We start from the raw sequence: 19,381 nt of genomic DNA on the forward strand, positions 1-19,381 counted from the left end.
TCATCTCCTTAGTTTATGAGCCAAGTGTACTGGGCGGTAAATTGTGGCGCAGGTGCCAAAAGTCAGGATATTTAAAGGTGACTTTTGGCCTATTGCCGTTAAATGCTGGTAACGGATAATAACCGAATGAAAATAAAATATTCTTTAGCCGCTGTTGCAGGTTTGGCTACTTGGGCCTTGGTTTTTGCAATAACCTTATTTGTGTTATCACGATATAGCGCTGCTTACCAAGTTAATAGTCATATTATGGTTGCCGCTAGCGCATTGTTTTTACTATATGGCGCTATTTTTGCGTTATTAACTGTAGAGCATTGCTCGATACCTTTAGCATCAAACAAACATAAATTATTACTGTTGGTACAGCTGCTGTGCGCTTTTGGTCTGATGCTGTTATTGCATAGGTATCAGTTAGATTATTTAGCTATTCTCAGCATTATTTGGGTCGCATCCTTACCTAATTTAATGAGCACACCGCGTGCATTATTACTTACTTTCGTGATTGTTTTACTTTGGTTTAGTTTAGCCAGTGTACTTGAGCAACGCGCGCTGTGGATCACCGGATTACTGTACGGTAGTTTTCATATTTTTGCCGTATTAATGCAGCATGCTACTTATTCTGCCCAACAAGCACGCGATGCGTTAGAGAGCAAACACCGGCAGCTACAAGCAACGCAGCAATTATTGCAAGCGGTATCAAGACAAAGCGAGCGCACAAGAATAGCGCGAGATTTACACGATGTGGTCGGACACCATTTAACGGCATTAACAATTCAGCTGCAGGTTGCGGGACATATTACTGATGGCGAGGTTAAAACTCAAATTGATAAATGCCATCAGCTGGCTAAATTACTGCTATCTGATGTACGCGAAGCAGTATCTACGTTACGTCAATACCGTGATATGGCGTTAAAGGATGCGGTGCAACAGCTAACGTCTTTAATTCCGACACAGCTAAACGTCATCCTTGATATAGAGCCGGCTATAGTATTGCAAGACTTAGCGCAAACTCAGCATTTATTTTGCATTATTCAAGAAGCGATAAGTAATAGCTTAAAGCATAGTGGCGCTAGCGAGTTTGTGATTAAGGCTGCTGTGCAGGATAATATACTGCAACTTGATTTGTATGATAACGGAAAAGTACATAGTAATTGGCAAGCCGGTAGCGGTATAACCGGTATGTTTGAGCGAGCTGCAGAATGTGCCGCCAACCTAACCGTAACGTCAATAAAAGGTGCGTTGCACCTTAGATTACAATTAGCTTATTTAGGGTTGAAAAATGTATAAGGTATTGCTAGTTGATGATCAGAAACTGATCCGTGATGGCATTAAAAGCCTGTTGGCGTTATCGGGTAAGGTGGATGTTGTTGCTGAATGCGCAGACGGCTCTAGTGTTATCGTCACGTGCGAGCAAGTGCAGCCTGATGTGATATTGCTCGATTTATCTATGCCGATAATGAATGGTGTACAAACCCTAGCGGCGCTTAAACAAGCAGGTATTTATATACCGGTACTTATGCTAACTACCTTTGATGAGTCTGGGTTAGTACTAAAAAGTATTCGTTTAGGGGCTAAAGGTTTTTTGCTCAAAGATGTGTCGCTGGAAACATTAATAAACGCTATTAGTACCTTAGCGAGTGGCGGTAGCTGCTTTTCTAGCAATATTACCGAGCGATTATTAAATATCGTACAAAATGCGGAACCGGCAGCAAACTCGTTGTTTTCTATGCCAGCTATGCTTGCGCCGCTAACAGATAAAGAGCGAGAAATATTGCAATTAATGGCGGCGGGTTATAGTAACAAAGAGATTGCCGCGGCCTTGTTCAAATCTGAAGGAACAGTAAAAAATCAATGTTCGGCTATTTTATCCAAGCTAGGAGTGCGAGATCGCACCCGAGCCGTATTGCTAGCATTAGAGCATGGCATTATTAGCTAGCGTTTTACCTATTACTTAGATTTATAAGCTAACAACTTAGCCTTAGATGCTTAATAGCCGTTAGGGTTAGTTGACTGCCAATGCCAGCTGTCGCGTACCATGTCTTCTAGTGTTTTATTGGCAGACCAGCCCAGTAAGCTTGCTGCTTTATCAGGCTGTGCGTAACAAGTGGCAATGTCACCTGGCCGGCGAGCGACAACCTGATAGGGCACCGCTACCTTATTTACTTTACTAAAAGCATTTACCATATCAAGTACGCTATAGCCTACGCCAGTGCCTAAGTTTATCGCTTCAATACCGTTATTGTGCTCTAAATATTGTAAGGCTTTTACATGGCCTAAGGCTAAGTCAACTACATGAATGTAATCGCGCACGCCAGTGCCATCATGGGTTGAGTAATCGTTTCCAAACACACTTAGCTGTTTGCGTTTACCTACGGCAACTTGTGAGATAAATGGCATTAGGTTATTGGGTATACCGTTAGGGTTTTCGCCAATACGACCGCTGCTGTGGGCGCCCACTGGGTTAAAGTAACGCAATAGCGTAATGCCCCAGTCAGGCTCAGCGGCAACTAAATCTTGTAAAATATACTCGACCATAAGCTTAGTTTGGCCATAAGGATTAGTGGCTGAGCGGGGCGCTGTTTCAGGAATAGGCACTTGCTTGGCATCGCCGTACACGGTAGCAGAAGAGCTAAAAACCAGCTTGTTAACGTTAAATTCGCGCATTACACGACACAGAGTAACGGTGCCTGCAACGTTGTTATCATAATAATGCAGGGGTAACTCGGTTGATTCACCTACCGCTTTTAAACCAGCAAAATGCACTACGGCTTTAATATCATATTGGCCAAATAGCTGTTTTAACGCTTGCTCATCGCGAATGTCACCCTTAATGCTAATAACGGTGTTGTTCGTTAATTGCTCTACGCGGTTTAAGGCTTCATCTGAGCTATTGCTAAAGTTATCAAAGCTAATAACTTTATACCCACTGTTTAATAGCTCTAACGCGGTGTGGCTGCCAATGTAACCAGCACCGCCTGTTAATAATATATAGCCCATTGTACTCTCCTTGTTACTAGACCTTACGGCAATACTTTTTTAAACGGTTTTACCGTTGAGCGGGCATACACACCTGCCGCTAAGTAAGGGTCGGCATTCGCCCAATCTTTTGCCGCGTTAAGCGAGCTAAATTCAGCGACAACTAAAGAGCCGCTAAAACCGGCGCTACCAGGATCATTGCTGTCAATTGCCGGTAATGGCCCTGCGATTAGCAAACGACCTTCGTTTTTTAATTGTTCTAAGCGGCTTAAGTGAGCCGGACGTGCGGCTAAGCGCTTATCTAAACTCTCTGCTACGTCTTCAGAATAAATCATATAAAACATACTAGTGTCCTTGCGCCGTGCGAATAAATACTGCGCGAACCTTAGCAGAAAGTCGGCTTTTCGCCAATGGAATTCAGCGTATAAGGCCGGTTCAGCACTAGGATTTACCCCAACACCCTGTTAGCATGCAGAGCGCTTAAAAAAATAATAATCAATTCTAATAAGAAATTTTCAGGGAGTTTTCGCCGCGATGAAACGTGAACAATTCAGTTCAAGCCTCGGTTTTGTGCTGGCAGCCGCCGGCTCAGCAGTAGGTATAGGTAATTTAGTCGCCTTTCCGGTTATGGCCAGTAAAAATGGCGGTGCCGCCTTTTTAATCATGTATGCCTTTTTTGTATTTTTTATCTGCTTGCCAATAATGTTGGCGGAGATGAGCTTAGGCCGTCATACCAGACAAAATCCATTGGGTGCTTACACCGACATTGGTAAAAATGCCGCTTGGCGCACTGTGGGTTGGATGTCGGTGATTACGCCGTTTATGATTGGTGTATTTTATTTAGTTATTACCGTGTGGATCTTTGGCTATTTAGGTAAGTCGGTGTTGGGGCAACTAACTGAACTTGCTGATCCAAGTAGCTTTGGTGCTTTTATTAATAGTAACGAGCTATTTGTCTATATGGCCATTGTTGTTGGCTTAACTTTTCTTATATTACAAGGTGGCGTTAAACAAGGCATTGAAAAGGCCGCTAGAGTATTAATGCCAATGCTGTTTGTCATGCTTATTGCTTTGGTTATTTATGTTATGACCTTAGATAATGCCATGTTAGGTGTTAAGTTTTTCTTAATTCCTGAGTTTGATAAGTTAACGGGCAAGGTACTAAACGGCGCATTGGCACAAGCATTTTTCTCGCTGTCGCTGGCTATGGGTATTTTAATTACCTACGGCTCTTATATTCAAAAAAACAATAATATTGTCCACGCCGGTAAAATGGTGGCGGGCTTATCTTTGTTGGTAGCCTGTTGTTCAGGGTTGTTAATTTTACCTGCGGTGTTTTCGTTTAACCCAGATATTCAAATTAGTACCTTATCTGAATCTAGTATCAGTATGATTTTCACCTTTTTACCGAAAATATTTTTAGCGATGCAGGCTGATATTGGTTATTTTGGTGCGTCCTTCGTTGCTAGTTTTTTCTTCTTACTAGTGTTTTTTGCTGCGCTAACCTCACTGGTATCTATTATCGAAGTGCCGGTAGCCAGTTTAATGGATAGTAAAGGTGTAAGTCGTCGCTCGGCATTATGTGTGCTTGGTGGCGCGATGATTGTACTGGCTATTATTTCTGCTTTGTCTTTTGGTCGGGTTGAGCTGTTTAGTAACTTGCTAAGCTACGGCGGGGTAGATAAGTCATTTTTCGATCTGGTATATGATATTTTCTACGAAACTATTCTGCCGCTAAATGGTTTCTTACTGTGTCTGTTCGTTATTTACCGCTGGAAGAAGCATAACCTTGACGCGGAGATTAGTCAGGGGAACCCTAGCTTTAGCGGTTCGTTACTACAAAAGTATGTTAACTTTTCATTAGGTACTTTTATTCCGCTGATTTTGGCGGTGATCTTTATTAATACCGTATCGACTATTTTCTTTGGTAAAAACCTACTGTTTTGATCATGCAGTAGATAAAAGAAAGGCCGCAAATTGCGGCCTTTCTTTATCGGTATAAGTAAATTACTTTACTAACTTTTGCTGCATTGCTGCGACAACGCCAGGAATATCTAACATTGCTTTTTCACCGGTGCGGCGGTTTTTGTATTCTACTTGCTGGTTATCTAAGTTACGTTCACCAATTACAATGCTGTGTGGAATGCCAATCAGCTCCATATCAGCGAACATAACGCCTGGGCGCTCTTTACGGTCGTCAAATAGCACTTCAAAGCCTGCAGCAGTTAACTCGTTATATAAGCGCACGGTGGCTTCTTCAATGCGTACCGACTTGTGCATGTTCATCGGAATTAACGCAATTTGAAATGGTGCTATCGCATCTGGCCAAATAATACCGTACTCGTCATTATTTTGTTCTATGGCCGCGGCGATAATGCGTGACACACCCACACCATAGCAGCCCATGGTCATAATTTGATGTTTGCCTTCTTCATTCAGTACACCGGCTTTTAATGCCTGAGAGTATTTGTCACCTAATTGGAAGATATGACCTACTTCGATACCACGCTTAATAACTAATTTACCCTTACCACAAGGGCTGGCATCACCTTCAACGATATTACGTATGTCGGCTACGGTATAATCTTGGATGTCCCGCTGCCAGTTGACGCCAGTTAGGTGATAACCGTCTTTGTTTGCGCCGCAAATAAAGTCGGTAAGGTGGGCGGCGCTGCGATCAACAATCACCGGTATCTTGCTAGCAACTGGGCCTAATGAGCCTGGGCCTGCGCCGATTGCTGCGCGAATTTCCTCTTCTGATGCAAATACTAATGGGCTTTGCACCTGAGGAAGTTTTTCCGCTTTAATTTCGTTTAATTCGTGATCGCCACGTAGTACCAAAGCAACCAGTGTTTGTGTTGCTTTTGCATCCGCCTTTGTTGCGTACACGACTAAGGTTTTACACACTTTGGCGGAGCTTTGATTTAGTAGCGTGGCTACATCAGCTACAGTTTTAACATTCGGGGTGGCTACTTCAGTTAATACTTCGCTAGGAGCTGCAGGTTCGCCTTGTGGCGCTAATGCTTCGGCCATTTCAATGTTTGCCGCGTAGTCGCTAGCATCTGAAAAAGCGATAGCGTCTTCGCCAGAGGCCGCCAATACATGGAATTCGTGCGACATACTGCCGCCAATAGCGCCGGTGTCGGCGAGTACTGGACGAAAGTTCAAGCCTAAACGGGTAAAGATATTACAGTAGGCTTGATACATTGCATCATAAGTTTGCTGCAAACTGTCTTGTGATAAATGAAATGAGTAGGCATCTTTCATCAAAAATTCCCGTGCACGCATTACGCCAAAACGTGGCCGACGCTCGTCACGAAACTTAGTTTGAATTTGATATAAGCTCAGTGGTAGTTGCTTGTAGCTGGTAATTTCGCGACGAACTAAATCGGTAATAACTTCTTCGTGGGTTGGCCCTAAAACAAAATCGCGAGTGTGCCGGTCTTTAAAACGCAGTAGCTCTGCATCCATTTGCTCCCAGCGCCCAGATTCTTGCCATAGCTCAGCTGGCTGTACCATTGGCATTAATACTTCAATAGCACCGGCTTTATTCATTTCTTCACGAACAATTTGCTCTACTTTACGCAGCACGCGCACACCAGTAGGTAAGTAGGTATACAAACCTGATGCAACACGGCGCACCATACCGGCGCGCAGCATTAATTTATGACTAATAACTTCAGCGTCGGCTGGCGTTTCTTTAAGGGTAGATAATAAGTACTGGCTGCTGCGCATGGCATTCTCATATTGGTGCTAAAAAATAGCCGCCATTCTAGCAAGGCGGCAGTGGCAATTCTATTGGAGTTTTAATTGGTGTTGGATCAGCTTATTGGTAACGTGCTGTTCGGCTGTCATGCCACCGACAGAGTATATACTGCCATCAATATCTATTAAGCCGCGCAAGTCCATTACTGCCGTAGTATCGGCCGCTTTTAACCAGCGCTGTTCTGTTAAAGAATAAAGCCATACTTTACTATTGGGTGCTGACGCGACGTTGTTATAGCCAATACCGTTGTAGTTATATGGGTTAGTGCTGCCACCAACAAAAGCAATAACATCTTTACCATCTACTTTACTGGCAATAGCGGCCATACGATAGCGCGCCGTGCCAGTCGGATGCGGCACCTTTCGCCAGTCTATACTATTCGCGTTGTCACCAACACTACCTAAATAACAGGCTGGTTCGCTTACAAACTCGCGTTTGCGGTCAGTATAATATTGTAAGGTTACGCCATCACAGAGCAACATCTTATTGTTTAGCATTGCACCGGCTAAGCCAAATACGGGGTTACCGGGGAAAGGCGTTGCTTGAGACCAACGTTGGGTATAATTATCAAAGAGTTGGACTAAATTAACGTTGCCATTGTCGCTCCAACCACTGACTAAATAGATGTAGCGGTTCTGGTAGGTTAGTGCCACTGCATCATCTACTGGCACGGGTATATCATTAAGTTTTGTATAACGTTTGGTTATCGGGTCAAGCCGATAGCTATCTGCCACCGTTTGCTCGCTACCGTCGGTATTTACGCTAAAGCCACCAAACACAAAGAAGTTATTATTCAACGCCACGGCACTGGCCGCAATGCGCCCTGATAAACGTTGCTGGCTGGGTACTGCTGGCATATCGTGCCAGCCGAAATCACCTAGCGTGTGCATAAATACTTTGTTATGAATATCCGCTTGCTGCTTGCCTTGGCCAATACCCATAAAGCTAGCAATGTAAGTTTTGCCGCGAATATGCACGCTGGCTACTGCATTATTGCTTACCGGTTCGGGTAAATCGGGTAAGGCTGCTGCTGATACGGCAATACAGGTTGTTGCAGCTGCCAAACTACTCAGGTAGCTGATGTATTTCAGTAACATGGTTATGTTCCCCGTTAACGGTCCATTTTATATTGTAGTTATATAGTGTCATGCCATAACTTTGTTCGCCGTCACGTTGTTTTTTATACGACGGTCGTGGATCTTGTTTTAGTACTTTTTCAATAAATAACTGTAAATCTGGATACTGAATTTGCTGTTGGCAAAAAATACTGGCGGTTTCGGTAAAACTGACGGTCATTGCGGTGCTAGGCGCGGCATCAGCAAAGCCACCAGCGGCGTTTGGTAGAGCGTCAGAATAGGGTAGGTAAGGCTTTATATCAATAACGGGTGTGCCATCCAGTAAATCGATACCGCTAATTTTAAGCATTAGCTTACCGTTTTTACGTTCTACACCGTCTAGCTTTACCACTGATAAGCCAATTGGGTTGGGCCGAAAGGTTGCCCTCGTCGCAAATACGCCTTTACGGGCATTACCACCTAAGCGTGGTGGGCGTACCATCGGTGACCAGCCTTTATCTGCAGTTTCGTGAAAGACAAATAACAACCATAAGTGGCTAAAGCTGTCGATACCGCGCAGTATAGCCTCATCGTTATACTCATTTTCCAACACCAAATAACCTGTAGCTTCTGCTATAAGACCCGGCTGGCGCGGAATGGCAAATTTTTGTTTGTAGGGCGATTGAATATAGCCAACTACATTAAATTGATAAGCTGCCATAGGCTCCTGAGGTAAAACACTAACGTGCGTAATGTGCTAATTTATAAAAGCCTAAAGTAGCATACTGTTTTTAAATAGCTATTTTTCGTTAAGGTGGCAATCGCTTAAATCAATAGTATAAATATTATCCAACTTGTCGATAGAAGAATGGCTAACGCTTAAATCTTTTACCCGGCCATTGCGCAGACTATAAACCCAGCCATGAATAGTTAAGGGTTGGCCGCGCTCCCATGCTTCTTGCACAAAGCTGGTATGACATAAATTGCGTACCTGTTCCATCACGTTTAATTCAATCAATCGATTAACGCGATCGTCTTCATCAGCAAAGGCGTCTACATCATCGCGGTGCATGGCATACACATCTTTTACATTACGTAGCCAGTTATCAACAAAGCCCACGCGTTGCTTGGTCATAGCCGCCTTAACACCACCACAACCATAATGACCGACGACCAATATATGCTTAACTTTAAGAACTTCAATGGCATATTGTAATACTGACAAGCAGTTCATATCTGAATGTACTACTAGGTTTGCAACATTACGGTGGACAAACAGCTCACCTGGCAATAAGCCCACTATTTCATTAGCAGGAACACGGCTGTCTGAACAACCTATCCACAAATACTCAGGAGCTTGTTGCTCTGAAAGTTGTTTGAAGAAGCCTGGCTGCTCTTTTTCGATGCGGTCAGCCCAGTTTTTGTTGTTAATAAACAGCTGTTTAAACGCAGGCATAGCTCTACCTTGAGTGTAGGTTGACGAGGAGAATACTAATTTTACCTGCTTTTTTTACACCGGCAACGATTAATTTGGAAAAGTTTCGCTTAGCTCGGTAGTAAACAAACTATTTGGTCATGTTTATTGCATTAGCAAGAATATAGTAAAGTATGTTATACAATGTTTAAACGTTAAATGTAATATGCACTCTGTGTGCTGCTTATTATATCTAGAATGTAATTTGATATTATTATTAACCCAAGCTGAATGAGCGTGGTGTTTTTATATAATACAATTTCAATAATATCTTTATTTTTTTCTATAATTTAATTATTCTGATCCCAATTATGATAGGAGGTTACAATGTCCATTTTGTTAGATAAGCGTGAGCTGAGAAAGGCGGCGAAAGAGGTTACACTGGCTAAACTGACCGATATTATTGAGACCTTAAATGCGGTTATGGTTGAACGGCAAAAAGAAGTTGAGCTTATTACACAGCTAGAGCAATTAGCAAAATCACAAGGTTTCACCTTAGAACAGTTAGGCTACAAACTTAATAATGATGCTGCAGTAGTGCCGATGGATAGCGCAGTTAAGGCTGATAAGCGGCCAACAAAGCCTAAATTTAAAACCATTAATAAAGAAAATCAGTACTTCTATATTGAACATGGTGAATTATTGCTATTGCGTACTCATACGATGAAAAAGAGCCTGCAAGATCGTGGTATTGATGTTATGCCTTTGGCTAAAGTTGACAAAAAGCATGCTAAGCAAATAGATAGCTTAATTGCTGATGCCACAGTGCAAGCTGTTGAAAATTTTAATGCTAAAGTTGACGCGTGGAACGAATGGGCGGCAGCGAATGGTGAAGAGATTTTAAGCAAAAAATAAAGGTTATTAAGCAAATAATAGCTTAATAAATAAAAAACCGGCTATTGCCGGTTTTTTATTTAGGTTGTGCGTCTAAGGATTGACCATTGACGTGTTTACTATCATTACTCATTAGGTATAAATACAGCCACATTAATTGTGCTGGTGTTTTCAGTAAACTAACATCTTCGCCTGGGTAAGCACGGCTGCGCATTTTCGTACGGGTAGCGCCAGGGTTGATACAATTTACCCTAATGTTGCTGTTTTCAAATTCATCAGCCATTACCTGCATTAAGCCTTCGGTGGCAAATTTGGATACAGCATATGGCCCCCAATATGCTCGGCCTTTTCTGCCAACACCCGATGAAGTAAATACAATAGACGCATTACTTGAACGCTTTAGTACCGGTATCAAAGCCTGACTCATCAGCATGGCAGCAGTAACGTTAACCTGCATAATATCTTGCCAAGTATCTAGGTCAATGTGTTCAAATGGGCTAAGCACACCCAAAATGCCGGCATTATGTAATACGCCATCTAGCTTGCCAAATTCAGCTTCAATGGTGCTGGCCATATCTCGATAATGTTTCGCTGTGGCACCCTTTAAATCAAGTGGGATAATAGCGGGTTCATTGGCACCCATAGCAATAATTTCGTCGTAAACAGCGGTAAGCTTACTTACGGTTTTACCCAGTAATATAACCGTTGCACCATGGCGAGCATAAGTCATGGCTGCTTCTTTGCCTATGCCATCGCCTGCGCCGGTGATTAATATTACTTTATCTTTTAGTGCATCAGTAGCTGCTTGATAATCTTGCATAAAAATTTACCTGTTGCCGCAAAAACGGCGCAAGCATACGCCCAATTAGTCAACTTTGCACCTTTCTTCGTGGATTCTGTATTTTACAGCTAGCGAATTGCGAAAGTTTGAGTTAACTTTAACTGGTCGTAGCTGTTGCAGCTATATATAAAAATTTCCAATATATAAAGCATAGGTTTGCTTTATATAAAAAAAGACAAAATAAGGATAGGGGAGAAACTATGAACAAGCTGACACTGAGTGTGGCTGTTGCTCTGGCACTGGGGTTAACCGGGTGTGGTGAGTCTTTAGATGATATTAAAGCTGATATTGGTGATAACACTGCAAAAACTTACTCTAGGGTAGTGTTTGATCCGGGTGCCGCTACTCCGCGTTTATCAGTGCCAAACGACTTGTTATTTCAAGGCACCACGGATGGTACATTAACCACTGATAGTGGCGCATCGCCTGACTATTCAGATCCTCAAGTGGCATTAGGTGCGCTTGATGGTTGGTCAACTCAGAACCCCTTTGCTATTGATATCGATTTTGCACCCGGTATTAGCCTAGACGCTGCCACCGCATCTTTGCCTGGCGCAGTAAAAATATTTGAAATTATATCTGGCGGTGCTACCTCTGCCGATGCCGATTGCCGGCCGGTTACGCAAGGCCATGCTTGCAAAATTGTTGGCGAGTTAACCTTCGGTGTCGATTTTCTATCAGGCGCTAGCGGTAAAAGCGTCGCTGTTATTCCACTTAAACCGCTTAAAGCTGCAACAACCTATATGGTGGTGTTGACCTCAATATTAGAAGACAGTGCTGGCAATGCTATTGCGCCATCAACGACTTATGAATTAGTAAGACAAGATAAAGATAGCCTACCGCTTGCAACGCCATCACAGTTGGCCTTACAGCAACTCATTAATAGTTTTGAAAATGTGGTTGAAGCTGAAGGTGTAGATCGCGACAGTATAGTTTACACGGCGGCTATAACGACTCAGTCTACCGATATTGTATTTAACACCATTAAGCAAATGCTTACTCAGCCAAGCTTGCGGCCTACAATGGGCTTAGCAGCACAAGGTTATACTGTTGCTGATGCATTGGTTCAGGCTGGTGCTATTCCTGCTAATCAAGCAAACTTAAGCAACCCCGCCTATGCTGCAGCAACCAGCGCACAGGTTTATGGTGGCGTAATTAAACTACCTTATTTTAGCGGTGTACCTACAGACGAAAACCCGTTAGCACCATTAAATAGCCGCTGGATGGCGCAGTATGATAGCCCCGTTACGCTGTTAGGTGCTATTCAAGCTGATTTGGTTAACCTTGCAGATTTAGGTTTAACACCGGCTGACTTACAAAATCCGGCAAACTTACTTGGTTTTGACTTGGGGATTGATAAAGCGCGGCACTTAACAAAGTTTAACCCTGTGCCTAAAGTTAATACTATTGCTAACGTCCCGGTATTGATGACAGTGCCGGATTTAGCGCAAATTAATATGCTTCGCGCTTTACAACAACAACCGGCGATGATTATGCCTGCTGGCGGTTGGCCCGTAGTGATATTCCAACATGGTATTACCGGTAACAAAACTAACGCGCTAGCTGTAGCCGGTGCGTTGTCGATGGCTGGTTATGCCGTTGTTGCGATTGACCATACGCTGCACGGCGAACGTGGTTTTACTGTTGATATAACAAAAGATGGTGTTACATCAACCAAAGTTATTAATGCCTCGACCAACGCTGCTACTGACTATATGAACTTGCAAAGCTTGCTAACCACACGTGATAACGTGCGTCAGAGCATTAGCGATATTCTCGGATTACGTGCTGGACTTAATTTTAGTAATTTGGCGCAAACAGGTGTAATTAACCCAACTGATGTGCAATTTATGGGGCATTCGTTAGGTGCAATTACTGGAACGTCGGCAGTTGGTGCGGCGAATACACCAGTGCAAAGCGCCACGCTGACTGAAGAGCAAAAAGCGCAAATTGATGGTTTATATGCACTGAAAACGGCCACCTTGGCGATGCCTGGCGGTGCTATTGCTAACTTCCTGCTTGAGTCTGCAGAGTTTGGCCCGTTGATTAAATCGTCGGTATTACTTAGTGTTGGCACAGTTGAGCTTAAAACGGCATTTTCTCAGTTTGCTGCAGCGCAAAGTGGTTGTGGTGGCGCATTAACGCCACCATTCGCATCTTGTTATAATCAGTTTGAAGGTTATTTGCGTGCTCAAGGTCAAGATACAACGGTAGCTGCGTTGTATTCAGGTTTCAGTAAGTTTGCTTTTGCGGCACAAACGGTAATTGATGCCGGAGATCCAAATAATTACGCACAAAAATTAGTCAGTAGCGAAACGCCGGTGTATATCATTGAAGTTGCTGGCAATGGTGTAGATACTCTGCCAGATCAGGTTGTACCAAATGGCATTTTCTCGGCAATTCAAGCGGTAAGTAAAGGTAAAATGCCGTTAGCTGGTACCGAGCCTTTGGCGCGTTTATTGGGTGCAACTGGCATTGAAAATACTGCGGGTGCTAAATTAATTAACGGCAGCAACTCAATAGGCCGTTTTAATATTGGTAACCATGCGTCTATATTAGATCCAACGGCAAGTGCTGCGGCAACAGCTGAAATGCAGATGCAAACGGCAAGCTTTGTTAGCACCAAAGGTGCGGCTATTGTTGTAACTAATGCGAGTGTTTTAGCACCAGCAAACTAAACAATACCGAAACGTCTTACAAGCCCAGCTATAATGCTGGGCTTTTTCTTTTGCAATAAACCGATACAATGGCAAAAAACTAATTAAGGAGACTGCGTTGGAATTTTTATATGAGTATGGGTTGTTTCTCGCCAAAATAGCCACGCTGGTGCTAGCCATTGCGTTAGTGGTTGGTTTAATTGCCGGTGCAGCAGTAGCGAAAAATCGGCCGAAAAAAGGCCAGTTACAATTTACTGATCTTACCAAACGCTATCAGTTAATGATCGAAGATTTACAGCAACAAATGCTAAGCAAAAAGCAGTTAAAACAATGGTATAAAGCGCAGCGGGTAGCTAAGAATGAGCCCAAAGCCAGCAAGCTGTATGTTATTGAATTTAATGGCAGCATGGATGCGCGCGAAACTGAATCGTTAAGAGAGGAGATAACCGCCATATTAGCAATAGCAACCAAACAAGATGAGGTGTTGCTGCGTTTGGAGAGTGGTGGCGGTGTAGTACATGGCTATGGCTTAGCCGCATCGCAGCTTGATAGGTTACGAAAACATGAGGTTAAACTCACCATAGCCATAGATAAAATAGCCGCCAGCGGCGGTTATATGATGGCGTGTATTGGCAACACTATATTATCTGCACCCTTTGCCATCGTTGGTTCTATTGGTGTTATTGCCCAGTTACCGAACTTTAATAAGCTGCTGAAGAAAAATAATGTTGATTTTGAACAGTTTACTGCAGGCGAATTTAAGCGCACCGTAACAGTATTTGGCGAAAATACGGATAAAGGTCGGCAGAAATTTCAGCAGGAATTAGAAGATACCCATTACCTATTCAAACAGTTTGTACAGCAACATCGGCCAAAATTAGATATTGATGCAGTAGCAACTGGTGAGCATTGGTTTGGCCACCAAGCATTAGATCTGAATTTGGTTGATAGCATACAAACCAGTGATGATTATATTGTGTCACAAATGACAGAGAAGCAGGTGTTTGGTGTTAGGTACCAGTTACGCAAAGGCATTGCAGAAAAAGTAGGTATGGGCACGGCTAGCGTTATGTCGCACTGGTGGCAAAAGTTAGCACAACATTATTGGATACGTTAATGGACGCTAATTTTTGGCATGAACGCTGGCAAAATAATGAACTGGGTTTTCATCTTGAAGACCCGCATCCGTTATTGCAGCAGTGCCTTAGCGCGGTGTTGCCCGGTAAGCATAAAGTGCTAGTGCCACTATGTGGTAAATCGCCCGATTTACACTATCTTGCTGGTTATTTGCCGGTGGTTGGCGCTGAATTGTCGGCAATTGCTTGTAACGATTTTTTTGCCGAGCGTTCAATACCTTTTGAGCAGTGGCAAGCACATGAATTTGTTTGTTATCACAGCGATACTATTCGTTTGTGGCAGGGTGACTTTTTTGCTTTAACGCCCGAGCAGATTGTCGGCTGTAATTTAGTTTACGACCGAGCAGCATTAATTGCTTTGCCACCCGCTATGCGAGCGCAGTATGCAGCTAAGATACAACAGTTATTACCTAGTAACAGCACTATTTTGCTAATTAGCTTGGAATACCCAAAGCATGAGAAGCAAGGGCCACCGTTTAGTGTAACGCACACTGAAATTGAGCAGTTGTTTTCTGGCGCTGAAATAGAGTGCCTTGCTCGGTTAGATTTAACCGGCAAGGGCTTTGCTAAACGCCGGTTTACGACCACAAGTTTAGTTGAAACAGCCTACCGTATTACTCTACCTTAATAGGTAGCTTAATACGGTAGCTGATTGGTCAAGATTTTCGTCACCTAACGTAAGTGGTGAAAATCAACATTCTCTTCTTTAGTGCCAGCATTGATATCGTCAAATATCGCTTGGTCAAACGCGCCTTCACTTTTACCGACAATACAAGACACCATGGCATCACCGGTAATGTTAACTGCGGTTCTGGTCATATCCAGTAAACGGTCAACACCAATAATTAACGCTATGCCTTCAACCGGTAAGCCCACCTGTTGTAATACCATCGCCAGCATAATAAGGCCAACACCAGGCACACCAGCGGTACCGATTGACGCTAAGGTAGCCGTAAGTATGACCATCAAATAGTCAGACATAGTTAAATCGACTGCAAATACTTGGGCAATAAATACGGTAGCTACACCCTGCATAATCGCAGTACCATCCATATTAATGGTCGCGCCCAAAGGCACAGTAAAAGAGGCAACGCTATTTTTAACGCCAAGCTTTTTAGTTACGGTTTCCATAGTAATTGGCATGGTAGCGTTGCTGCTAGAGGTGCTAAAACCAAATAATGCGGTATCGCGCATTTTACGGAAGAAAATAAACGGATTAAGGCCAGATAGTAATTTCAAAATGACGGCGTATACAACAAAACCATGTATCAATAGGGCGGCTAGCACAACTGCGAAATATTTAGCTAAGCTAGCAATAGTTTCAAAGCCTAATGTCGTGAACAGCTTGGCCATTAAGAAAAATACCCCATACGGGGCAAGGTTCATTAATAGGGTAACCAGCTTCATGATCACTTCGCTCAGATCAGTAAATATCGTGGCTAAACGCTCACCTGATTTACCGCTAATAGCCATCGCTAAGCCAAATAACACCGCAAACACGATAACTTGCAGCATGTTACCTTTAGCCATAGATTCAATAGGGTTACTTGGGAAGATATTAATAAATACTTGTGATAACGCTGGTGCTTCGCTGATATCGAAGGTAGCGTCGGATTGCATTTGCACGCCTTCGCCAGGGCTAACAAGTAATGCAGCGAAAATGGCAAGGCTAATAGCAATTGCTGTGGTTACTAAATATAAACCGATGGTTTTGCCGCCAAGCCGACCCAATGCTGAGGTGTCAGACAGCGAACAGGTGCCACATACTAAAGAGACAAACACTAATGGCACCACTAGCATTTTTAAGCTGGAGATAAATATTTCACCGCCAATATGAAAGAAACCATCAACAAATAGTGCTTTAAGAGCAATATCGAAACCGAGTAAATGCAGTATTCTTTCTTCTTGCCCTGCGAGTATAAACTTAAAAATAAAACCAACCGCAATACCTGCAACCATACCAATTACAATACGGGCGGTTAGGCCCAGTTTTTTATTTCTTGCCATAACATCAGACTAGTATTTAGTTTTCAATGGCACTAAGACTAACAGGTTGAGGCGGTGAAAGGCAGATTAAGGCGAATTTTTTTTAAAATATGCTATGACGTTTGCAAGAATAATGGTTTAAGATACAGTATTAACAAAATTATATAATAAAAACAGCTAGGGAGAGGTTTCATGCGAAACATCCAGCAACTATTTGTTGCAATAATTATTACAATGTTGGCTGCTTGTGGCGGTGGTGGTTCACTAGGTACTGGTAACACTGGAGGTGGCAATACTGATGTTGTTTACTCTCTAGATCTTACTTTAGCTAAATCTAATGGTTTAGCGTCGAGCGAATTATCGCAAGCTACACCGCTTACGGTAAAAGCAACGTTAAGTGCAACTAATGACGGCGTAATAGCTAATAAGGTTATTAGCTTTACCCTAAGCGACCCAGCCTTAGCTTCATTTAGCAATCAATCGGGTACAGCGCTTACCGACGCTAATGGTGTAGCAACTATTGTTTTATTGGTAGGCACTAAATCTGGCGCCGGCCAAGTAGAAGCCAGTTTTAATGATGCTATTACAAATGTAGGCTTTAACTCTGCAGGCGATGGTGGTGGAACCGTTGATGTTAGTATAGGTTCATTAACCCTATTAGCTAATAAGTTGCAATTAGGTAGTGGAGGTTCTGATAAAGTTGAACTATATGCTCTTGTTAAAGACAGTCGAAATGTGTTGATGGCTGATGTTCCTGTCGTCTTTTCTACTAGCCCTACCGGTGCTTTAGGTGGAGAGTTAGAAATCGTTAAAGATGTAACTGGTAACGATGGTATTGCTATCGCTGTATTAAAATCACAGATTGATCCTTCATTAAGAACTATAGATGTTACTGCTAAGGTGGCTGATAAGTCGCAGACAATTACCGTTAACGTAGTGGGAACTTCGATTGATGTATCAGCTCCTGAAGCTATGGTTGTTGGTGATAATCGTACGATTAGCATGTTAGTTAGAGATTTTACAGGTAATGCATTGGCTAATCAGACATTATTAGTATCTTCAGCGCTCGGTAATACACTGAGTATGACTGAAATGCAGACAAATAATGTTGGTCAGGCGGAGGTGATTTATACTGCCATTAATAGTGGGCGTGATACTGTTTCTGTATCTGGTCTTGGTTTGACACAAGTGTTAGATATTAATGTTAGCCCAGATGAGTTTGTGTTTTCAGAATATCCTGAAGAAGATATCTTTTTAGGAAGCCCATCTTCTTCTGAAGATACGCCTTTTGTTACATTGACCTGGTTAAAAAATGGTACCCCATGGGTAGGAGAAGTTAGCTTTGTTATCACAAGAGGCATTATCTTTGCTGACGCTAACAATCCAGTTGCAGATCAGACAGGCGTCAAAGTGACGACCAATGCACAAGGTAATGCAAAGGTATATTTAAAGTCAGATAGTGCGGGCTTTACTACGATTAGTGCTAGTGCAGGCGAAGGTGATGATTTAGTAACTGCTCAATTATCTTTAGAGTTTGTTGCAAACACTGTGGATAGTGTAGAAGTTCAGGCCTCACCAAGCCAGCTTGGTGTAAATGAGCAAAGTTCTGTACGTGCTATTATTCGGGATAGTAAAAATAATCCAGTTAAGGGAAAAACCGTTAATTTTGTATTGACTGGTGACGCGGGTGGTTTATTAAACCCTGCAAGCGGTATTACTAACTCTCAAGGGATTGCATCTACAATCTACACTGCAACAGCTGCGACAGGAGCAAATTCAGTGCATGTTACGGCAAAAGTAGAGGGGAAAAGTGGTAGCACTAGTTTGTCAGTTGGGCAAAGAACGCTTTTCTTCCGTTTTGGTACTGGTAATACAGTAGAAGTTGTTTCTCCTACATTATTTCGTAAAGAATTCTCTGTAGTAGTAACGGATGCATCAGGTAATCCTGTAGCAAATCAAGCGCTGAATATAGCAGTAACACCTGTAAATCCGATTGATGTTGCATCTCCAAATTCTGATGAGTGGGCTTATGCTAAAGGGCGCTGGGTTATGCTGCCTAATGAGAAGGAATTTGAATATTGGGCCCCGCAGTTCAGTTCAGTTATCAAAGATGCAACAGGAACTCCACCAGATCATGACTTTCAAATTAATGAAGTAGATCCTAATGATCCTAGTAAAACTATAACAAAGTATGGTTATTATACTCGTTGTCAGAACGAAGACTCTAATTTGAATGGAGTCTTAGATGATGGTGAAGATGCTAACAATGATGGTTTTTTAACACCTGGTAATGTTGTTACAGTCCAGCAGAGTGAAACGTCGGATGAGAATGGTATAGCTGTTTTCTCACTAACTTATCCTGCTGATTATGCTGGATGGACACATGTAAATATTACCGTATCAGCGCTTGCATCAGGTACTGAAAATCGTAATTCAAGAAAGTATATTCTTTCTTACCCAAGTTCATATGTTGTTAATAAAGCAGCAGCACCTGCGAAGAATCCTTTCGGTTCTTCTAATAGTTGTGGTGATACTTTTTAAAAAGATTGGAACAACAAAAAAGGAGCTTAGGCTCCTTTTTTATTGTATATGATTTGTTACATCTAAGTTGTGGCCAGTATAATAGCATTACTTTATAGTGCTTATAATTATCTAAATC

At 42.6% G+C, this 19,381-nt stretch carries 16 protein-coding genes; 8 read left to right on the forward strand and 8 right to left on the reverse strand.

Going from position 1 to position 19,381, the window contains the following annotated elements:
* Window positions 1-126: 126 nt before the first annotated feature.
* The gene (locus E0Z06_RS04835; protein WP_132582405.1) at window positions 127-1,284 is read left to right on the forward strand and encodes a histidine kinase; all 1,158 of its coding nucleotides are present in this window, start codon (window positions 127-129) and stop codon (window positions 1,282-1,284) included.
* A complete protein-coding gene (locus E0Z06_RS04840) occupies window positions 1,277-1,933 on the forward strand; it encodes a response regulator transcription factor (RefSeq protein ID WP_132582407.1) in 657 nt (218 codons plus the stop codon). Before E0Z06_RS04835 ends, E0Z06_RS04840 begins: the two co-directional genes overlap by 8 nt.
* Before the next feature lie 50 nt (window positions 1,934-1,983).
* On the opposite strand, the gene galE is transcribed toward E0Z06_RS04840, so the two are convergent.
* Window positions 1,984-2,994: a UDP-glucose 4-epimerase GalE gene (gene galE, locus E0Z06_RS04845; RefSeq protein WP_132582409.1), complete on the reverse strand. Its 1,011-nt coding sequence runs from the start codon at window positions 2,992-2,994 to the stop codon at window positions 1,984-1,986.
* Between the two features lie 23 nt (window positions 2,995-3,017).
* On the reverse strand, window positions 3,018-3,317 hold the full coding sequence (locus E0Z06_RS04850; protein ID WP_132582411.1) for a YciI family protein: 300 nt from the start codon (window positions 3,315-3,317) through the stop codon (window positions 3,018-3,020).
* A 190-nt stretch (window positions 3,318-3,507) separates the two neighbouring features.
* Here E0Z06_RS04850 and E0Z06_RS04855 point away from each other — a divergent pair, with 190 nt between their 5' ends.
* Entirely contained in the window at window positions 3,508-4,920 is a 1,413-nt protein-coding gene (locus E0Z06_RS04855; protein ID WP_132582413.1) for a sodium-dependent transporter, read from the forward strand.
* 60 nt (window positions 4,921-4,980) lie between these two features.
* Here the strand turns inward: E0Z06_RS04855 and E0Z06_RS04860 are convergent, their stop codons facing one another.
* The 4 genes from E0Z06_RS04860 to can form a co-directional block, all read right to left on the reverse strand.
* Window positions 4,981-6,708 carry a proline--tRNA ligase gene (locus tag E0Z06_RS04860; protein ID WP_132582415.1) on the reverse strand — a complete coding sequence of 576 codons (1,728 nt, stop codon included), beginning with the start codon at window positions 6,706-6,708 and terminating at the stop codon, window positions 4,981-4,983.
* Window positions 6,709-6,768: 60 nt separating this feature from the next.
* Complete coding sequence (locus tag E0Z06_RS04865; RefSeq protein WP_132582417.1) at window positions 6,769-7,836, reverse strand: galactose oxidase; 1,068 nt, start codon at window positions 7,834-7,836, stop codon at window positions 6,769-6,771.
* Window positions 7,805-8,515, reverse strand: a complete 711-nt coding sequence (tsaA, locus tag E0Z06_RS04870) for a tRNA (N6-threonylcarbamoyladenosine(37)-N6)-methyltransferase TrmO (protein ID WP_132582419.1) — start codon at window positions 8,513-8,515, stop codon at window positions 7,805-7,807. Before tsaA ends, E0Z06_RS04865 begins: the two co-directional genes overlap by 32 nt.
* A 78-nt stretch (window positions 8,516-8,593) precedes the next feature.
* Window positions 8,594-9,250, reverse strand: a complete 657-nt coding sequence (can, locus tag E0Z06_RS04875; RefSeq protein ID WP_132582421.1) for a carbonate dehydratase — start codon at window positions 9,248-9,250, stop codon at window positions 8,594-8,596.
* A gap of 345 nt (window positions 9,251-9,595) precedes the next feature.
* On the opposite strand from can, the gene E0Z06_RS04880 reads away from it, so the two are divergent.
* The gene (locus E0Z06_RS04880) at window positions 9,596-10,123 is read left to right on the forward strand and encodes an H-NS histone family protein (protein ID WP_132582423.1); all 528 of its coding nucleotides are present in this window, start codon (window positions 9,596-9,598) and stop codon (window positions 10,121-10,123) included.
* Between the two features lie 55 nt (window positions 10,124-10,178).
* Here the strand turns inward: E0Z06_RS04880 and E0Z06_RS04885 are convergent, their stop codons facing one another.
* Complete coding sequence (locus E0Z06_RS04885) at window positions 10,179-10,928, reverse strand: YciK family oxidoreductase (RefSeq protein WP_347812438.1); 750 nt, start codon at window positions 10,926-10,928, stop codon at window positions 10,179-10,181.
* 215 nt (window positions 10,929-11,143) lie between these two features.
* On the opposite strand from E0Z06_RS04885, the gene E0Z06_RS04890 reads away from it, so the two are divergent.
* The 3 genes from E0Z06_RS04890 (at window position 11,144) to tmpT (ending at window position 15,364) form a co-directional block, all read left to right on the forward strand.
* The gene (locus E0Z06_RS04890) at window positions 11,144-13,621 is read left to right on the forward strand and encodes a VolA/Pla-1 family phospholipase (RefSeq protein WP_132582427.1); all 2,478 of its coding nucleotides are present in this window, start codon (window positions 11,144-11,146) and stop codon (window positions 13,619-13,621) included.
* A 97-nt stretch (window positions 13,622-13,718) separates the two neighbouring features.
* A complete protein-coding gene (sohB, locus tag E0Z06_RS04895; protein ID WP_132582429.1) occupies window positions 13,719-14,717 on the forward strand; it encodes a protease SohB in 999 nt (332 codons plus the stop codon).
* Window positions 14,717-15,364, forward strand: a complete 648-nt coding sequence (gene tmpT / locus E0Z06_RS04900; RefSeq protein ID WP_132582431.1) for a thiopurine S-methyltransferase — start codon at window positions 14,717-14,719, stop codon at window positions 15,362-15,364. Before sohB ends, tmpT begins: the two co-directional genes overlap by 1 nt.
* Before the next feature lie 44 nt (window positions 15,365-15,408).
* Here the strand turns inward: tmpT and E0Z06_RS04905 are convergent, their stop codons facing one another.
* A complete protein-coding gene (locus tag E0Z06_RS04905) occupies window positions 15,409-16,743 on the reverse strand; it encodes a dicarboxylate/amino acid:cation symporter (RefSeq protein ID WP_132582433.1) in 1,335 nt (444 codons plus the stop codon).
* A 171-nt stretch (window positions 16,744-16,914) separates the two neighbouring features.
* Between E0Z06_RS04905 and E0Z06_RS04910 the strand changes: the two genes are divergently transcribed.
* Complete coding sequence (locus tag E0Z06_RS04910) at window positions 16,915-19,263, forward strand: Ig-like domain-containing protein (RefSeq protein WP_132582435.1); 2,349 nt, start codon at window positions 16,915-16,917, stop codon at window positions 19,261-19,263.
* Window positions 19,264-19,381: the final 118 nt, after the last annotated feature.

Origin of the sequence: Rheinheimera sp. D18 (genome assembly GCF_004345025.1) — a bacterium.
In the GTDB taxonomy this organism is placed as follows: domain Bacteria; phylum Pseudomonadota; class Gammaproteobacteria; order Enterobacterales; family Alteromonadaceae; genus Alishewanella; species Alishewanella metallidurans.

Coding starts and splice junctions, on each gene's coding strand:
- E0Z06_RS04835 (WP_132582405.1), top strand. CDS start 127: ATGAAAATAAAATATTCTTTAGCCGCTGTTGCAGGTTTGGCTACTTGG.
- E0Z06_RS04840 (WP_132582407.1), top strand. CDS start 1,277: ATGTATAAGGTATTGCTAGTTGATGATCAGAAACTGATCCGTGATGGC.
- galE (WP_132582409.1), bottom strand. CDS start 2,994: ATGGGCTATATATTATTAACAGGCGGTGCTGGTTACATTGGCAGCCAC.
- E0Z06_RS04850 (WP_132582411.1), bottom strand. CDS start 3,317: ATGTTTTATATGATTTATTCTGAAGACGTAGCAGAGAGTTTAGATAAG.
- E0Z06_RS04855 (WP_132582413.1), top strand. CDS start 3,508: ATGAAACGTGAACAATTCAGTTCAAGCCTCGGTTTTGTGCTGGCAGCC.
- E0Z06_RS04860 (WP_132582415.1), bottom strand. CDS start 6,708: ATGCGCAGCAGCCAGTACTTATTATCTACCCTTAAAGAAACGCCAGCC.
- E0Z06_RS04865 (WP_132582417.1), bottom strand. CDS start 7,836: ATGTTACTGAAATACATCAGCTACCTGAGTAGTTTGGCAGCTGCAACA.
- tsaA (WP_132582419.1), bottom strand. CDS start 8,515: ATGGCAGCTTATCAATTTAATGTAGTTGGCTATATTCAATCGCCCTAC.
- can (WP_132582421.1), bottom strand. CDS start 9,250: ATGCCTGCGTTTAAACAGCTGTTTATTAACAACAAAAACTGGGCTGAC.
- E0Z06_RS04880 (WP_132582423.1), top strand. CDS start 9,596: ATGTCCATTTTGTTAGATAAGCGTGAGCTGAGAAAGGCGGCGAAAGAG.
- E0Z06_RS04890 (WP_132582427.1), top strand. CDS start 11,144: ATGAACAAGCTGACACTGAGTGTGGCTGTTGCTCTGGCACTGGGGTTA.
- tmpT (WP_132582431.1), top strand. CDS start 14,717: ATGGACGCTAATTTTTGGCATGAACGCTGGCAAAATAATGAACTGGGT.
- E0Z06_RS04905 (WP_132582433.1), bottom strand. CDS start 16,743: ATGGCAAGAAATAAAAAACTGGGCCTAACCGCCCGTATTGTAATTGGT.
- E0Z06_RS04910 (WP_132582435.1), top strand. CDS start 16,915: ATGCGAAACATCCAGCAACTATTTGTTGCAATAATTATTACAATGTTG.